The organism is Chitinophaga sp. GbtcB8, from assembly GCF_019091455.1.
Lineage (GTDB): Bacteria > Bacteroidota > Bacteroidia > Chitinophagales > Chitinophagaceae > Chitinophaga.
Map to the genome: position 1 here is coordinate 7,600 of NZ_JAGXJN010000008.1, position 16,563 is coordinate 24,162.

The window sequence follows — 16,563 nt, forward strand, 5'->3', positions numbered from 1 at the left end:
GCTGGCGCTGGCCGCCGCTCAGCTTCATGCCACGGTCGCCAATGCTGGTTTCATAACCTTCATCCAGCTGCACAATAAATTCATGCGCATTGGCAATTTTAGCGGCCTGTATCACAGCTTCCTTATCGGCATTGGGCTGGCCAAAAGCAATGTTATTGAATACAGTATCATTAAACAAAATAGCCTCCTGGGATACCATACCCATTAACCCGCGTACGTTTTCCATTTGCAGGTCGCGTATGTCCTGCCCGTCAATGCTGATGCGGCCTTCTGTAACATCATAAAAACGGGGCAGCAGGTCGGCCATGGTTGATTTGCCGGCGCCGCTTTTACCTACCAGCGCTACCATTTTACCTTTCTGAATGCGGAGGTTTATATTTTTCAGCACATCCTGCTGCTCATAGCGGAAAGTAACGTTCTGATACTCGATCTCTTTTTCAAAACTACGTATAGCCCCGGCGTTAGGTTTATCCTGTATGGTGCTGGGTACATCCAGCACGCGCAGCACACGCTCGCCGGCAGCCAGGCCACGGGGCATTACCGCAAAGGCATTGGCAATATTCTTTGCCGGTGCAATGATCTGGAAGTACAGCGCAATGTAGGCAATAAAGGCGGCGGCCGTAAGCTCGCTACGCCCGGTAAGTATAAGATTGCCCGCATACACCATGATAATAACGATCACCAGCACACCCATGGTTTCAGACAGCGGGGAAGCCAGCTCCCGCTGGTTTTGCATAGCCCTTACCGTCTCGGCATAATCCCCGTTCTCCCGGGCAAATTTCTTTTTCATGAAGCCCTCTGCATTAAAGGCCTTGATAATACGTATACCCGATAACGTTTCCTCTGCCGTATTTACAATTTTACCCAGCAAATTCTGGCTTAGAGTCCCCTTTTTCTTTAGCTTGCCGGTGATCAGGGAGATCAGGTAACCCGAAACAGGAAACACCAGCAAAGTGAACAGTGTAAGGGTTTTAGAGAGAATGAACAAAGCAATGAATGTGGAGATGACCTGCAGCGGATCCCGGAAAATAGTTTGCAGGGAGGTTACCACAGAAGCTTCCACCTCTACCACATCGCTGCTGATGGTGGACAGCAGATCGCCTTTACGCTCCTGCTGAAAAAAGCGCAGGGATTGGGTGCTGAACTGTGCATACAGCTTTTCACGCATTCTCATCACCATGGTTACACGCATGCGGGTAAGCACCTTCTGACCCAGGAAGCCAAACAGGTTCTTAAGCAGCACTGCTACCAGCACCACTATGCACACATACACCAGCATACCAAACTTGCCGGTAGTATTCATATAGTAAGTGAGGTAGTAGTTAAAAACATCCTTAAAATAAGCTATAGAAAGTGAGAATTTGGGTAGGTGTGTTACAACGGCCTGCTGCCCGGTGGCAAACAGGGCATCCATCAAAGGCATTACAAGGGTGAAGCTGAACAGGCTGAAAATGGTATAAAGAAAAATATATACTATATATTCCGGCACATAATGGTGGTAGGGCCGGGATAATTGCAGTAAGCGAAAAAACGTTTTCATTCCTAATTATTTGTCTTTTCAGCGGCAATACGGAACCCCGCATTAACCATGCAAGGTTTCATGTATCTTTGCCAGATCAGAATAAGTGCGCAAGTTACTATATTATACGGTTGTATGGTGATACAGCCGTACGACCATACAACTTTACATTATGCAGGAAACTAAGAGGCAGAAACAAGTAGGACAGTTATTACAGAAAGAGCTGAGCGATATTTTTCAGCGGATGGGGTACAACGTTATTGAAGGCGGTATGATATCGCTTTCTGCCGTACGGGTTACACCCGATCTGCTGGAAGCCAGGGTATACCTGAGCATGTTCCAGATAAAAGACAGTGCGGATATGATGGAGCGTATCAAGGAAAGAGGCTGGGAGATCCGCAAGGAACTGGGCATGCGCGTAGGCAAGCAGCTGCGCCGGGTACCCGAGCTTTCCTTTTTCCTGGATGATACACTGGACTATGTGTTCCGTATGGAGGAGCTGTTCAAAAAAATTAAGGACGATGATGCCGGTAAGGAAAACAAGTAAATACTTCTAATGATCTGGCAGTTTGCTTCCCGGTATTTCAGGGCCAAAAAATCAACCAATGCTATTAACATTATAGCATGGGTAAGTGTGGTAGCCATTGGCGTTGGCGCCGGTGCGCTTATTGTTATACTCAGTGTTTTTAATGGTTTTGAAGGGCTGGTAAAGTCCCTGTACTCCTCCTTTTACCCCTCTGTTAAAGTAAGCCCGGTTACGGGTAAAACTATTTTGCTCAGCCCTGCGCAGCTAAAACAAATAGCTGCAGTAAAGGGAGTGGCGCATTACTCCGCAGTAATAGAGGAAAAGGCGGTGATGCAGTTTGGAGAGGAAAAGACCATTGCCACGCTAAAGGGGGTAGACAGCCACTATAATGAAGTAACCCGCGTAAAGGAAAAGGTGGTACGCGGCCGCTTTGATACCGGTGACGAGAACGCATACCGCGCCGTATTGGGCGTAGAGCTGGAAAGCGCGCTGGGTGTGGATGTGGAACGCAGTATGGTACCGGTGGATGTGTATGTGCCCCGCCGCAGCGCCGGTGGGCTGCTGCCCAATGAGGCGCTGAACAGCAGCTATCTGTACCCTGCCGGCGCCTTTGCCATTCAGCAGGAGTTTAACAGCAAATACGTTATTACCCATATTGATTTTATGCGCAAGCTGCTGGAGCTGGGGCCCAATGAAATGTCGGCCCTGGAAATTGCCACAGCCAATGGTACGGAGGATCTGGTGCTGAAACACAGGCTGGAACAGCTATTAGGCCCGCAGTTCAAAGTTCAGACCCGTTATGAGCAAAACCAGGCGCTATATGCTATTATGCAAACGGAAAAGTGGGCGGTGTACGTGATCCTTAGCTTTATACTGATCATAGCTGCGTTTAACATGATCGGTTCCCTGTCCATGTTGGTCATTGAAAAGCAAAAGGATATTACCATCCTGAAAGCGATGGGTGCGCGGCAGCAGCTGATCATGAAAATATTTTTGGCAGAGGGCTTGATCATTGCGGGGATAGGAGCAGGCCTGGGGTTTGGATTAGGTGCCCTGGTATGTTGGATACAGCAGCAGTTTGGCATTATAAAGCTGGAAGGCACTTCTTTCCTGGTAGATGCTTACCCCGTAAGCATGCACCCCATGGATTTTGTGCTGGTAAGCATTACCATTATCGTAATTGGCATAGGCGCCAGCTGGTATCCGGCCAGGCGGGCATCGGTGTTAGGGATAGAGCTGAAGGCAACCTGAGGTTAATTACGGATTGGGTGTTTGCCTGATAGTAAGTTTGTTCCGTAAAAGAACTCAATAACAAAAGGGAAGACGGTTAATAACAACAGTCTTCCCTTTTTATTTTAAATCACTGGTTATCAATCACGAACCACAATCCAGGTGTGCTGCCTAATTTGTAATTATTCATATAATAAATACTTACAATGGCATTTATGCCCGTTTTGGCGGGGTCGTAATTGACTAATTCGTAATTAATAGTCTCCTAAAGTAGTTGCCGGCAGCTGCTCCAGGGCTTTAGCCAGTTGCTCGTCGCTGGGGGCAATACCATGCCATTCATGGTGGCCTTCCATAAAGTCAACTCCTTTACCCATCACAGTTTTCATCATTATGGCAATAGGTTGTCCCTTACCGGTCAGGCCTTTAGCCTTTTCCAGGGTAGCTACCACCTCATCCAGGTCGTTACCATTTTCCAGTACGATCACGTTCCAGCCAAAAGCTTTGAATTTTGCCGGCAGGTCGCCCAGGCCGCCAATCTGGTCGGTAGGGCCGTCAATCTGCTGACCATTCCAGTCAACCGTAATAATCAGGTTATCCACTTTATGGTGGGGGGCAAACATAATGGCTTCCCAAACCTGTCCTTCTTCCAGCTCGCCGTCGCCATGCAGGGAAAACACCAGGCCTTTATCGTTATTCAGCTTTTTGGTCAGTGCAGCGCCTATAGCCACGCTCATACCCTGGCCCAGGGAGCCGCTGGCGATCCGGATACCCGGCAGGTGCTCATGGGTAGTGGGGTGGCCCTGCAGGCGGGAGTTAAGTTTGCGGAAAGTGCTCAGTTCTTCCGTGGGAAAATAACCTGATCTGGCTAATGCGCTGTAATACACCGGGGAAATATGCCCGTTGGACAGTACAAACATATCCTGGTCCCTGGCATCCATGTCAAAGGGCTGGGGTTTGTGCTGCATTACCTTAAAAAATAAGGCGGCAAAATAATCGGTGCATCCCAGGGAGCCACCAGGGTGGCCGCTTTGCACGGCATGTACCATGCGTACAATATCCCTTCTTATCTGAGTGGCAATTTCTTGAAGCTTCGGCATGATAGTTGCAATTTTTTTAAAATGGCAAAACTAAGAGATATTTACCAAGATTTAGAGAGCGGATCCACAAACTTTTACGAAATTAGTGTTCGGGTAGTCACAGTTTTTTAGTTTTTGAATTTTATTGATATTCATTTAATTGAATTTAATATCTTTGTATAATCTAGTATTATAACCCCCTACTGATGGAGAATGTATTAATTGCAAGCGTCCTAAGTTTTGTTGTCACTTATTTTGCAATCCCGGCACTGATCAGGGTTGCAGAATTAAAGCACTTGTACGACGAACCGGATGAAAGAAAATCGCATAAGACCAATATTCCTACCTTAGGGGGTATCGGCTTCTTTTCGGGCTTTGTGATGGCAGCCGCGGTATGTGCACCGTCGCTGGCAAATTCCCCTTTTCAGTATATGATAGCAGCCTTCTTTATCATCTTCATGGTGGGTTTGAAGGACGATATCATAGGGCTGTCTCCGTTAAAAAAGCTCATAGGTCAGCTGATCGCCTCTTTTGCGGTAATATATCTGGGTAACCTCCAGATCAACAGCATGTATGGTTTCCTGGGTATCAATGCTTTACCCCCTCACTTCGGGCTGTTGCTCACTTATTTTACTTTCCTGGTAATTATTAATGCCTTTAACCTGATAGATGGGGTAGACGGCCTGGCCGGCAGCATTGGTATGCTGGTATCCTGTATTATGGGCACTTATTTCCTGTACGCCGGCGAAACGCTGTATGCAGTACTGGGATTTGGCCTGGCCGGCGGGTTGGCAGCTTTCCTGATATATAATATTTCCCCCGCACGTATTTTCATGGGCGATACCGGCTCCCTGCTGGTAGGCCTGGTAAATGCCATCCTCATAGTAAAATTCATAGAAGTAGCTGGCAACCCGGCTGCTAAATTGCCGGTTAATGGCGTACCGGCAGTAGCTTTTGCCATCCTGATAGTACCCCTGTTCGATACGCTGCGGGTATTTTCTATCCGTATGCTCAAAGGCCGGTCCCCTTTCACGGCAGACCGTAACCACATTCACCATTACCTGCTGGAACTGAAGCTGAACCACAAGCAAACCACCCTGGTAGCTGTGGCCTCCAATATAGTATATGTAGCTGCTGCCTTTGCGCTGCAGGACCTGGGTACAAACTACCTGCTGCTCCTGGTAACCGGTTCTGCCGGTATCCTGACCATTGGGCTGTACCTGGCCAAGAAAAAGAAGGCTATACCCAAACCTGTGCCCGCAGCAGTATTACAAACTGTTGCACCGGCAACTGTAACCGTGAACAAAGAGCCGGTTATTGCCAAACCCAAAATACTGAGGGTAAATCCCGAAGGTATGCTGCAGGACAAATAATAACATACGCAGAACGCTAAACGCATAAAGCTGAACGCCTGATACTTCATAGTGTCAGGCGTTTTTGCTTAGGGAGTATCGCATTAGCAGGCAACATGCAGTTGATGTATATCACTGCCTGGGATTCAGCTTTGTGCTTTCAGCTTTAAGCCTTCCGCTTTCTCCCATCCTCTATATACTCCCAGTATTCTATATGTTAACTATTGGATTGTAGCAGCTACGCATTCAGTGTTCTGCGTTCCGCATTTAGCGTTCCACGTTCTTTGACGATTAAAAGAAATCCTGTAGGTTTGCAGGCACTTAACTAATTTTTTGCTATGCAAGACGATCTAGCCTTAATTATGGAGGATGCTACAGATTCCATGGAGAAAGCCATTAAACACCTGGAAGTAGAGCTCACGAAGATCAGGGCCGGTAAAGCAAATCCCCAGATACTGGATGGTTTATCCGTTGACTATTACGGTTCCAGTACCCCGCTTAACCAGGTGGCCAATGTAAGCGTGGCCGATGCACGCACCCTTACCATTCAGCCCTGGGAAAAGAACATGATACAGCCTATTGAAAGGGCTATCATAGCGGCCAATATTGGTCTTAACCCACAGAACGATGGACAGACGATCCGTTTGTTCCTGCCTCCTTTAACAGAAGAGCGCCGCCGGGAGTTTGTAAAACGTGCAGCCGGTGAAGGCGAGCAGGGTAAAGTATCCATCCGCAGCATTCGCCGCGATGCCATTGAAAACATTAAGAAACTGCAGAAAGACGGGTTAAGCGAAGACATTGCCAAAGATGCCGAAGCCGATATCCAAACCCTGACGGATAAATATATTGTCCTGATAGACAAACATTGCGCTACCAAGGAAAAAGAGATTATGGCCATTTAATAAATGTGCTGATATGCAAATGTGCAGATGTGCAAATGATCTTAGGAGATCACCATGCATATCTGCACATTTTATTTGTGGGCTAATTCATCTGCACATCTGCATATCCGCACATCTGCACATCATTTCTTATTCACCAGGTACACCCCTCCCAATATTACGCCCAAACACAATACCTGCACCCAGCCGATCTGCTCACCTGCCAGTAAGCCCCAGCCAATAGCCACTACCGGTAACGCATATGTGACCATGGATGCAAATACAGAACCGGCCTTTTGTATCAGTATATAAAACAATACGGTAGCAATACCGCTGCCCAGCACCCCCAGCGTAGTAGCTGCGGATAAGGATATCCAGGGCGCATGCGGGCCGGTAAACAGCGGGAAAAAGTTGCTGAACAGCAATACCGGGAAAGTGAACACCGCACAAAAGAATAGTGCAATAGAGCTTAGCTGTACAGAGCTGAAACCCTTCAGATAATGGTGCACCAGGCTAATGTTAACCCCATAACAAACCGTAGCCAGTAGTATAAAAAAGCCGTAATACCAGTAGCCGGTGTTAACACCATTGGCAGCAAATAAGCCCACCACACCTAACAGGCCAATGCTAACGCCGATCAGTTGTTTCTTTTCAAACGGGCTTTTAAAAATAACCAGGCCTGCCAGCAGCGCCATTAAAGGGGTAAGCGCATTCAAGATGCCCGCCAGCGCGCTGTCTATGCGGGTTTCCGCCAGGCAAAACAAATAAGCGGGTATACCATTGCCCAAGATGCCGGATAAAATGATCACCGGGATCTTATTACGCGGTGTTTGCCGTATGTATTTGAAAAAAAATGGCAGCAGTGATAAGCCGGCAGCCAGCATGCGTACGCTGGCCACCTGGTAGGATTGCAGGCCTTCCATGCCTATTTTCATCAGTATAAAAGAGCTGCCCCAGGTAAGAGATAATAGTAAAAAGATACTCCAGTGAGCTAGGCGTTTATCCAAGACAGTAGATTTTTTGAGGAACAAAGGTCTGTATAAGCGGCCATTCCCCCAAGTGTTTTCATGGGCCCGCAACAGTTAAGCAACTTATTTGTTAATTTTAGTGACAGCAAGCATATACCCTCCCTTTATGGCAAAGATCAAACTGTCCCACATCAGCACTACGGCGCCCAAAAAACTGGATAAAGAAGTTATTAAAGCTAATACCCGGGACCTGATTACGGAGCTGGATGAGCTGCAGAACCTGTTGTATGCCCAACATCAGCATTCGGTGCTGGTAGTATTACAAGGCATGGATGCCAGCGGTAAAGATGGAGTGGTGCATAATGTGCTGGGGCAAATGAATCCGCTGGGCGTAAGGGTACAGCCGTTTAAAGCCCCAACGGAAGAAGAGATGGAGCATGACTTTTTATGGCGCATCCATCGCCATGTACCAGGCAAAGGCATGATACATGTATTTAACCGCTCGCATTATGAAGATGTATTGATACAACGGGTACATAAGTGGGTAGATGAAAAGACCATTCAGAAAAGAATGGATGCGATCAACGATTTTGAAAAACTATTAACAGAACATAATAACACACATATACTGAAGTTTTACCTGCACATATCCCCCGAAACCCAGGCACAGCGCCTGGAAGAGCGCACACAGGATCCGCGTAAAATGTGGAAGTATAACGCGAATGACCTGGAAGAAGGTAAGCTGTGGAAACAATACCGCAAGGCCTATGAAGATGTGTTTGAGCAGTGTAATAACATCCCCTGGACCATTGTACCATCAGATCACAACTGGTATAAAGAATACGTAGTGGCCAAAACGTTAAAGGATACCCTAAAAGGTCTGAAAATGAAATACCCGGCCTTAAAGCAGAAATAATACCTTAATAATGAACCGGTTCCGGAAGATATGATTATTTTGTGCCCGTAATTCGTAACCATAAAACCTTTCCATATGTCGTTCTTTAAAGAATTCAAAGAATTTGCCGTAAAAGGCAACGTAATGGATCTGGCAGTGGGTGTGATCATTGGAGGAGCTTTTGGCAAGATCGTAACATCGTTGGTAGACAACATTATTATGCCTGTTGTAGGTTTATTCCTGCAAGGCAGAAGCTTTACAGATCAGTTCATATTACTGGACAAAAGTAAAGGAGAGTTTAAAACCCTGGCCGATGCCAAAGCCGCCGGGGTAGCTACATTTGCTTATGGTGCGTTTATTCAGAATATCATTGACTTTATTATTATAGCCTTCTGTGTGTTCCTGCTGGTTAAATTCATGAACCGCTTAACACGTAAAAAAGAAGCAGTTGCACCAGCCGGGCCCCCGGAACTTACTACACAGGAAAAATTGCTCACTGAGATCAGGGATGCGCTTAAATCCAGGTAAGCATTACAGGTATATTATGCTACAAGTTCTTTATTCAATGAATAAGGGAAAGGAAGCCAATTGTTGTAGTCACTGAAAACCTTTGTTACCATGCAACCATTATCGTGCAGTACCATCACGCCGCTGCCGCAAGGCCGGTTTATAAAAAAAACAAACTATTTGCTGATGAAATTGAAGTTTACAGGGTTATTCCTTTTATGCTTTTTAACAGGCATGTATACACTCCATGCCCAGGATTGGAGAACAGAACGTGAGGAGATGGAAAAGAAGTTCAAGCTCACCCAGGAAGATACGGCCAAGGCGCGCTGGCGCAAAGGCGGCCTGTTTAATGTAAATATAAACCAGGGTACTCTTTCCAACTGGGCTGCGGGTGGCGATAAATTCACTTTCTCAGTAGCCTCTACCTTTACCGGTTATATTGCTTACCGGCAGGGGCGCAAAACCTGGGATAATGTGCTGGACCTGGCCTACGGCTATGTAAGAACTACCAGCTTAGGCAGCCGTAAAAGCGATGACCGTATAGACTTTACGAGTAAGTATGGTTATGATATTGGTAACCATTGGTACCTGAGCGCATTATTTAACCTGCGCACCCAGTTCACTAAAGGTTACCTGTACGATAGTGTGCCGCCACAGCTTACCTCCCGTTTCTTTTCACCGGCCTACGTACTGTTAGCGCCCGGTTTTGATTATAAACCGAATGAGGCATTGTCAGTGTTCATGACGCCTATCTCCGCCCGTTTTGTGGTAGTAATGGATGATTATCTCTCCTCCATAGGCGCTTATGGGGTAGATAGCGGCAAACATGTGCTGTACCAGATGGGTGCTTACGTGTCTGTGAACTATGTAAAGGAGATCATGAAGAATATTACTTTCAAAACCCGGCTGGACCTGTTTTCCGACTACCGGCATAACCCCCAGAACATAGATCTGTTTATGACCAACGCATTGATGCTGAAGGTAAATAAATACATTACTGCCAACCTGAATGTAGACCTGATCTATGATGATGATGTTAAGGAATTTGTGAACGAAAAGACCGGTGTAAAGGGGCCACGATTGCAGGTCAAGGAGATTATAGGCGTCGGATTCTCGGCCCGGTTCTAAAGGATTTTCACTATTTTTGATAATGACGTTTATAGTAGCGGCATAAATGTATGCCGCTACTATATTAATTCTTAATTCTTCATTATTAATTACAAGGTGAGCGATAACAGCTACAAAATAAAACTACCGCAATTTGAAGGGCCTTTTGACCTGCTCCTGTTCTTTATAGAAAGGGATGAGCTGGATATTTACAATATTCCCATCAATAAGATCACGCAGGACTTCCTGGAGTATATTCACCACATGAAGTCCCTGAATATTGAGCTGGCCAGTGAGTTCATCCTGTTCGTAGCCACCCTTATGCGTATCAAGGCCAAAACCCTGCTGCCCCGTAAAGAGATAGATGAGCAGGGGAATGAAATTGATCCCCGCCTGGAGCTGGTGGATAAGATCCTGGAATACAAACGGTACAAACAGGCCGCAGCAGAGCTGGCAGAGAAAGAGGCGGAACGTATGCTGCAGATAAAACGCGGTAATATAGCCAAGGAGCTGGCAGAAATAGGGGAAGTGACCAGCGAAGGTACAGAGGTGCAAACCCTCACGCTTTTTAAGCTCACCAAAACCTTTGAAAAGGTAATGCAGCGCATTAAGGCGCAGCAAAATAAACCCCAGCACGTGGTGTATAAGTATGATTACACCATGGAAGGTTCCCGCGAGTATATGATGGACCTGGCCCGTGTGGAAAAAACGCTGGCCTTTGAAAAGATCTTTGACCACTGTAAAGACCGTATTCACGCTATTTTCCTGTTCCTGAGCATGTTGGAGCTGGTGCAGCAGAAATACCTGGGTATTATGGTAGGCGAGGGCCGCAATAACTTTATTATTGATTACGTAGACCCTGCCGACAGGGAAGAAGAAGTAGCAGGTGTGTTTGAAAAAGATTAAATGGCTGAGAAAAGAGATCATATTGAAATAGTGTCCCTGCCGGAGTATGCCAAGGCAGATGCATCCTTTGTGGTATCCACCTTATGCTCCCTTGGGCCTGATTTTTTTGCTCATAACGAAGCGCCCCACCGGCACGAGTTCTATACCATTTACTGGATCAAAAAAGGTGAGCTTACCCATACTATTGATACCGTTACCCATGTGGTAAAGCGGAACACCCTCTTTTTCCTGGCCCCGCGCCAGGTGCATAAAATGCACTTTAGTGAAAAGGTGGATGGTTACATGATCGCTTTCCCGGATGCATTTATGTGCCTGCAGGAAGCCGCTAATATGGCAGGCATCCAGTCCAGCCTGTTCATCAACAACCAGTTCAGCAGCGTTATTACGCTGGATGCAGAACAGGAAAAAGAGTTTGAGGTAATTGTACAGCGTATGATGCGGGAAATGCAGGAGAAAGAAGCCGGTTATGAAACCGCGCTCCATAGCCTGCTGCGTTATTTCCTGGTGCTGGCATCCCGTATAAAAGGCGCCAGCATGGCCGCTGTGCCGGAGCAGTTTGCCGCGCATAACAGCTCCGTATTCCTGCACTTTAAAAACCTGATAGAGGAAAATTACCACCATTTAAAAAATGTGTCCGACTATGCAGACCAGCTGCATATAAAACCCGTGCTGCTGAATGATATCAGCAAGCAGTTATCCGGCATTACCGCCGGCGAGCATATCCGCAACCGCATTATACTGGAAGCCCAGCGCTATTTGTACAATACTGACCTTACAGCTAAGGAAATAGCCTATAAGCTGGGGTTTGAGGATCCGCACTACTTTAGCCGCTTTTTTAAGAAATACACCAATCAAAGCCCTTCTGAGTTCCGGGATGCTGCCCGTGCCGGTGCGCCGGTAAATGGGTTAAGCGCTCCTATCCTGTAAGATCATCCTTTTAAGATGTGAATAATATTGATCTGGGTCAATATGCAGGGGCATATGGTTTTAGTTAAGCATTGTTTAAGGGAATCCATATTGTTATGTTCCCTCCTAAAAAGGCCGCGTAATTGCTGCGCAACCCGTGCGCAATTGCTGCGCAACTAGGGTCCTGCCCTCCTAAAATATTCCTTTTTCCCTACTGACATCCCTGCGCAACTCCTCCCCCCTACATAAAAGCCTACCCTTTTTTATCACCCGGGTTTTCAGCATCCGTCCATCATCTTACTTCATGTTCCTCCCATGTCTTTCCCATGAGTTTCTCATGTCTTTCCCTCCTAAATCCCATGTTTTTCCCTAGTCCATCCCTAGTGAAGTTCATGTCAGGGCCTGGTTGGTATGCCTAAACTATTCATTTCCAATAAATTGATTTCTAAGAGCCCTCTCTTTTACTTTACAGGCCTCCGGTATTTAAAAAAAGTCCACCACTTACATCATTTAATCCATTTCCAACATTTGTTGCAACATGTAATTTTGTATCGTATTCAGGAGGTAATTATGAATATCACGAAAACAACAAAAAAGGTAATTGAAATATATAAAGCGCCGGCGCCGCATATGGTGGGAGACGGATTCAGTGTACAGAACGTGTTTCCCAACGGGAACCGGCTTGGAAGGCGCATCAGCCCCTTCTTTCTGCTGGATTATGGAGCGCCGGCCTACTTTCCGCCCAGCGATAAACCGCGCGGGGTAGATGAACATCCCCACCGCGGATTTGAAACAGTAAGCATTGTATACCAGGGAGCCCTGGAACACCGGGATTCTGCCGGTAACTATGGTAAGCTTTATGCCGGCGATGTGCAGTGGATGACCGCCGCTTCCGGTGTGGTACATGAAGAAAAACATGAAAAAGAGTTCACCAGGCGCGGTGGCACGCTGGAGATAGCACAGTTATGGGTGAACCTGCCCAAAGCATATAAAATGAGCGCACCGCGCTACCAGGAGCTGTTAAAAGAACAGATCCCCGTAGTGCCGATTGGTAACAACAGTAAGGTGCGTGTAATAGCAGGTGCGTTTAATGGTCAGCAAGGGCCCGCCCAGACCTTTACTCCCATCAATTTGCTGGATATAAAGCTGGCAGCCGGTGATACGGTTGATCTGCACCTGCCGGAAGCTTATAACACCGGTATTATAGTGCTGCATGGGGAAGTGAATTATAACGGCACTCATACCGCCCAATCCGTAGAAATAGCAATGTTTGATACTGCCGGCGAGGATATAACGGTAACGGCTATATCCGATGCCACACTGCTGGTGCTGAACGGCCAGCCCATTGATGAACCCATTTTTGCCTACGGCCCATTCTTAATGAACACGCAGCAGGAGATCATGGAAGCTATTGATGATTACAATGCCGGCAAAATGGGACACTTATAAACCTGATAATAACAACAAATAATATAACTAACTACTTAAACAAAAAACATATGACAACCTGGAAAATTGATCCTGCACACAGCGAAGTACAATTCAAGGTAAAACACCTTATGATCACTACCGTTACCGGCCAGTTCGGCAACTTTGATGCTACCGTGGAAGCGCCCGGCGAAGATTTTTCTAACGCCAGCATTAAGTTTGAAACAGAGGTAGCCAGCATCAGCACTAAAAATGCAGACCGTGATGCACACCTGCAGGCCGCTGACTTTTTTGATGCAGCCAATCACCCAAAGATCACTTTTGTATCTAAAGAAGTAAAGAAAATAGACGACGAAAATTATAAAGTAGCCGGCGACCTTACCATTCGTGGTAATACCAAACCGGTAGAGTTAAACGTAGAATACGGTGGTACGCAAAAAGATCCCTGGGGCCAGACCAAAGCTGGTTTTGAGCTTTCCGGTAAGATCAACCGTAAAGAATTTGGCCTCACCTTTCATGCTACTACCGATACCGGTGGCGTAGTATTAGGTGATGATGTGAAACTGCTGGGCAGCGTACAGTTCATTAAACAATAAGGAATATACATAGAGAGGGTTCATACGGACAGACGACCATAATAAGACTAATCAGCAAGGAACAACGGAACAGGAAACACACCTGGCAATGGTGAGATTGATAACGGGGAAAGGAGTAACAGATCAGGAGACCATTAGCAGTACTGTTAAAAGAGATGCAGGAATCAGTTGTCAGGAGAAAACGTAAACCGTCCCGGTTATTACCGGGGCGGTTTTTTTAGTAATTTCATTACCGTTATTTCACCTCAAAAAAAGATAGACAATGAAAAGAACTGCAACTGCTAACTGGCAAGGCACCGGTAAGGAAGGCAAAGGCAATCTTACCACGCAAACGGGCATATTAAATAAAACACCTTATTCATACAGCAGCCGGTTTGAGGAAGGCGCCGGTACTACCCCCGAAGAGCTGATAGCCGCCGCACATGCCGGCTGTTTTTCCATGAAGCTCAGCTTTCTGATATCCGGCGCAGGTTTTACCCCGGAAAATATTGAAACCAAAGCCACCATTACTTTAGAGAATGGCGCCATTACCAACAGCCACCTGGTATTGCACGCCACAGTACCCAACCTGGATAAAGCCCGGTTTGATGAATTTGTAGAAGATGCAAAACATAACTGCCCGGTATCAAAGCTGCTGAATACAAATATCACACTGGAAGCAACACTGGCGTAATGCTCAATAGCTCAGTCCTGCGCCAAACTTATACAATGGGTTCTTAGAATCATACGGCACATCTTCTTTCTGCTGCCGTACGGCTTCCATGGAGGATGGCAGCTCAATAGGCAGCTTACCGCCGGGGTTGGCTTTTCCGAAGATCACATCCAGCACAGCCGCATCACTGGCGCCAAAATCTGCCAGCAGGCCTTTGGCAGCAGCGTTAATTTCAGGTATCACAGCCGGCCGGTCCAGGTAAATGTCTACAATGGTAGGTGTGGTATGCAGCAATTGCAGAATGCTGTCTTTCTGCTTGCCTTTAAAATCAAGATCGCCGTGGTGGAACATCCGTGCAAAAGCATTGGGTGAGTTTACCGGGTACCAGGGCGTGTTCAGGCGTATGATGGCAATATCTGCATCCGCCGGTTTTTCTACCACAATGCCGTATTGCGCGGCTACTTTTGCATCAATATTCTTTATATAAATATGCAGCTTGCCGCTGGGCAGCGGCAGCTTTTTATCATCATTCTTCAGCAGGGTAATGGCTTTGCGCTGGGAGGCTTCCCCGGCTTGCTGAAAGTCCGCATTGCCTATAATGGTGGCTGCATTGTCCACATCTACAAAAGGATTATCAAACAAACCCAGCTCAAACTTCTGGCGCAGCAGCCTTCTAACGGAACTGTCTATACGCGCTTCGCTTACCTGTTTACTTTTTACCAGCTGTACCACCACTTCCGGGAGATTCTCGCCTCCAAACTGGTCCACACCGGCATCCAGCAGCTTTTTCACCCGTTCCGCCGTGTTTAGCTTTTCCACGCCCCAGGCCCTGGCAGGCCAGGTTACATCGCCCATTTTCAGGTCGGTGATCAGGCCCCAGTCTGTACATACCACACCGTCAAAATGATATTTTTCCCGCAGCATACCGGTAATAATAGCTTTGTTATAAGCAAAACCTACATTTTCATTTGTCTGGTCCATAGGTACGCCGTAATAAGGCATGATGGCTGCAGTATGCGCATTAAATGCTGCCTCAAAGGGTATCAGGTGATAGTTGAAATTATGCCCCGGGTATACCTGTCCTTTCTGAAATTCAAAATGCGGGTCCAGTCCTTCTTTTTGCGGGCCGCCGCCGGAGAAGTGTTTGGTCATACAGGCCACGCCCTGTGCATTCAGGGTATCGCCCTGGTAGCCCCGTATATAGGCGGCCGTTAGTTTCGCAGCCAGCTGCGCATCTTCCCCAAAGGTGCCGCTAATGCGTGGCCAGCGTGGTTCTGTAGCCAGGTCGGCCTGCGGGTGCAGGGCTTCGCGGATGCCTGCGGCCAGGTACTCCTGCCGGGATACATTGGCAAAAGTGCGCGTTACCTCCGGATCGCCAATAGCAGCCAGGCCCAAAGGCTCGCACCACTGGGAAAAGCGGGTAGCCTGCATGGCAAAAATGTTATTGCTGAAATGGTTGCGCGGGTCCGATGCGATGGTAACGGGAATGCCCAAACGCGTAGCAGCCGCATGCTGCTGCACATTGTTATACCAGGTAGCCATTTCTTTAGGCCCGGCCGGTATCTGCCACAGGTTAAAGTGGTTCATTTTCTTTTCGTCCATCAGCTTCACAGCTGCCGGCACCGGCATAGGGCTGCCGTCCGGTTTATCATCCAGGGTACCGTCAGCATTTACTTTAGTGCCGTTAATGAATAACATACCGGCTTTTTCTTCCAGCGTCATTTGCCGCAATACATCGCTCACACGCTGTTCCAGCGGCTGCCTTTTATCTTCATAAATATCCAGCTGTTCGTTTTTATTAAGATCACGGAACGTAAAGCCATTTATGGTAAGCGAGCCATCCTTATTCTTTTTAGGGCCGCCCTGTTGGCAGGCTGCCAGCAGGCATGTGCCAAGGATAACGGGGAGCAATGTTTTCATACGTGGGATGTTTTTTGTATTCCTGAATATACGCATAAATTATTCCCGTCTCAACTACACAAAAAGGGAATGTTTTGTACACACTTTTCCGCTT

The 16,563-nt window shown here is 47.1% G+C and carries 16 protein-coding genes; 12 read left to right on the forward strand and 4 right to left on the reverse strand.

Annotated elements, in window-relative coordinates; all coding sequences use genetic code 11:
- Nucleotides 1–1,540 (reverse strand): ABC transporter ATP-binding protein (locus KVT36_RS09985; RefSeq protein ID WP_217603356.1); only part of this gene is annotated, 1,540 nt, incomplete at its 3' end.
- Nucleotides 1,541–1,691: 151 nt separating this feature from the next.
- On the opposite strand from KVT36_RS09985, the gene rbfA reads away from it, so the two are divergent.
- Nucleotides 1,692–2,066: a 30S ribosome-binding factor RbfA gene (gene rbfA / locus KVT36_RS09990; protein WP_089906601.1), complete on the forward strand. Its 375-nt coding sequence runs from the start codon at nt 1,692–1,694 to the stop codon at nt 2,064–2,066.
- 9 nt (nt 2,067–2,075) lie between these two features.
- Nucleotides 2,076–3,296 carry an ABC transporter permease gene (locus KVT36_RS09995; RefSeq protein WP_217603357.1) on the forward strand — a complete coding sequence of 407 codons (1,221 nt, stop codon included), beginning with the start codon at nt 2,076–2,078 and terminating at the stop codon, nt 3,294–3,296.
- 233 nt (nt 3,297–3,529) lie between these two features.
- Here the strand turns inward: KVT36_RS09995 and KVT36_RS10000 are convergent, their stop codons facing one another.
- Nucleotides 3,530–4,372, reverse strand: coding sequence for a transketolase (locus KVT36_RS10000; protein WP_217603358.1), 843 nt, complete (start codon nt 4,370–4,372; stop codon nt 3,530–3,532).
- 410 nt (nt 4,373–4,782) lie between these two features.
- Here KVT36_RS10000 and KVT36_RS10005 point away from each other — a divergent pair, with 410 nt between their 5' ends.
- Nucleotides 4,783–5,724, forward strand: coding sequence for an MraY family glycosyltransferase (locus KVT36_RS10005; RefSeq protein ID WP_254639935.1), 942 nt, complete (start codon nt 4,783–4,785; stop codon nt 5,722–5,724).
- A gap of 317 nt (nt 5,725–6,041) precedes the next feature.
- Nucleotides 6,042–6,605, forward strand: a complete 564-nt coding sequence (gene frr, locus KVT36_RS10010; RefSeq protein ID WP_217603360.1) for a ribosome recycling factor — start codon at nt 6,042–6,044, stop codon at nt 6,603–6,605.
- A gap of 122 nt (nt 6,606–6,727) precedes the next feature.
- Here the strand turns inward: frr and KVT36_RS10015 are convergent, their stop codons facing one another.
- On the reverse strand, nt 6,728–7,591 hold the full coding sequence (locus KVT36_RS10015) for a DMT family transporter (protein ID WP_217603361.1): 864 nt from the start codon (nt 7,589–7,591) through the stop codon (nt 6,728–6,730).
- A 127-nt stretch (nt 7,592–7,718) separates the two neighbouring features.
- Between KVT36_RS10015 and KVT36_RS10020 the strand changes: the two genes are divergently transcribed.
- From KVT36_RS10020 to KVT36_RS10055, 8 genes are all read left to right on the forward strand, one after another.
- Nucleotides 7,719–8,468 carry a PPK2 family polyphosphate kinase gene (locus KVT36_RS10020; RefSeq protein WP_217603362.1) on the forward strand — a complete coding sequence of 250 codons (750 nt, stop codon included), beginning with the start codon at nt 7,719–7,721 and terminating at the stop codon, nt 8,466–8,468.
- 75 nt (nt 8,469–8,543) lie between these two features.
- The gene (mscL, locus tag KVT36_RS10025) at nt 8,544–8,975 is read left to right on the forward strand and encodes a large conductance mechanosensitive channel protein MscL (RefSeq protein WP_217603363.1); all 432 of its coding nucleotides are present in this window, start codon (nt 8,544–8,546) and stop codon (nt 8,973–8,975) included.
- Nucleotides 8,976–9,140: 165 nt separating this feature from the next.
- The gene (locus KVT36_RS10030) at nt 9,141–10,082 is read left to right on the forward strand and encodes a DUF3078 domain-containing protein (RefSeq protein WP_217603364.1); all 942 of its coding nucleotides are present in this window, start codon (nt 9,141–9,143) and stop codon (nt 10,080–10,082) included.
- A gap of 96 nt (nt 10,083–10,178) precedes the next feature.
- On the forward strand, nt 10,179–10,967 hold the full coding sequence (locus KVT36_RS10035) for a segregation/condensation protein A (RefSeq protein ID WP_217603365.1): 789 nt from the start codon (nt 10,179–10,181) through the stop codon (nt 10,965–10,967).
- Nucleotides 10,968–11,894: a helix-turn-helix domain-containing protein gene (locus tag KVT36_RS10040; RefSeq protein WP_217603366.1), complete on the forward strand. Its 927-nt coding sequence runs from the start codon at nt 10,968–10,970 to the stop codon at nt 11,892–11,894.
- A gap of 549 nt (nt 11,895–12,443) precedes the next feature.
- Entirely contained in the window at nt 12,444–13,322 is an 879-nt protein-coding gene (locus KVT36_RS10045; protein WP_217603367.1) for a pirin family protein, read from the forward strand.
- Nucleotides 13,323–13,372: 50 nt separating this feature from the next.
- Nucleotides 13,373–13,897 (forward strand): YceI family protein, encoded by a 525-nt coding sequence (locus KVT36_RS10050; RefSeq protein ID WP_217603368.1) that lies wholly within the window; start codon nt 13,373–13,375, stop codon nt 13,895–13,897.
- A 262-nt stretch (nt 13,898–14,159) separates the two neighbouring features.
- Nucleotides 14,160–14,570 carry an OsmC family protein gene (locus KVT36_RS10055; RefSeq protein ID WP_217603369.1) on the forward strand — a complete coding sequence of 137 codons (411 nt, stop codon included), beginning with the start codon at nt 14,160–14,162 and terminating at the stop codon, nt 14,568–14,570.
- 3 nt (nt 14,571–14,573) lie between these two features.
- Here KVT36_RS10055 and KVT36_RS10060 read toward each other — a convergent pair whose 3' ends face one another.
- Entirely contained in the window at nt 14,574–16,469 is a 1,896-nt protein-coding gene (locus KVT36_RS10060) for a glycoside hydrolase family 3 protein (RefSeq protein ID WP_217603370.1), read from the reverse strand.
- Nucleotides 16,470–16,563: the final 94 nt, after the last annotated feature.

Coding starts and splice junctions, on each gene's coding strand:
- rbfA (WP_089906601.1), top strand. CDS start 1,692: ATGCAGGAAACTAAGAGGCAGAAACAAGTAGGACAGTTATTACAGAAA.
- KVT36_RS09995 (WP_217603357.1), top strand. CDS start 2,076: ATGATCTGGCAGTTTGCTTCCCGGTATTTCAGGGCCAAAAAATCAACC.
- KVT36_RS10000 (WP_217603358.1), bottom strand. CDS start 4,372: ATGCCGAAGCTTCAAGAAATTGCCACTCAGATAAGAAGGGATATTGTA.
- KVT36_RS10005 (WP_254639935.1), top strand. CDS start 4,783: ATGATAGCAGCCTTCTTTATCATCTTCATGGTGGGTTTGAAGGACGAT.
- frr (WP_217603360.1), top strand. CDS start 6,042: ATGCAAGACGATCTAGCCTTAATTATGGAGGATGCTACAGATTCCATG.
- KVT36_RS10020 (WP_217603362.1), top strand. CDS start 7,719: ATGGCAAAGATCAAACTGTCCCACATCAGCACTACGGCGCCCAAAAAA.
- mscL (WP_217603363.1), top strand. CDS start 8,544: ATGTCGTTCTTTAAAGAATTCAAAGAATTTGCCGTAAAAGGCAACGTA.
- KVT36_RS10030 (WP_217603364.1), top strand. CDS start 9,141: ATGAAATTGAAGTTTACAGGGTTATTCCTTTTATGCTTTTTAACAGGC.
- KVT36_RS10040 (WP_217603366.1), top strand. CDS start 10,968: ATGGCTGAGAAAAGAGATCATATTGAAATAGTGTCCCTGCCGGAGTAT.
- KVT36_RS10045 (WP_217603367.1), top strand. CDS start 12,444: ATGAATATCACGAAAACAACAAAAAAGGTAATTGAAATATATAAAGCG.
- KVT36_RS10050 (WP_217603368.1), top strand. CDS start 13,373: ATGACAACCTGGAAAATTGATCCTGCACACAGCGAAGTACAATTCAAG.
- KVT36_RS10055 (WP_217603369.1), top strand. CDS start 14,160: ATGAAAAGAACTGCAACTGCTAACTGGCAAGGCACCGGTAAGGAAGGC.
- KVT36_RS10060 (WP_217603370.1), bottom strand. CDS start 16,469: ATGAAAACATTGCTCCCCGTTATCCTTGGCACATGCCTGCTGGCAGCC.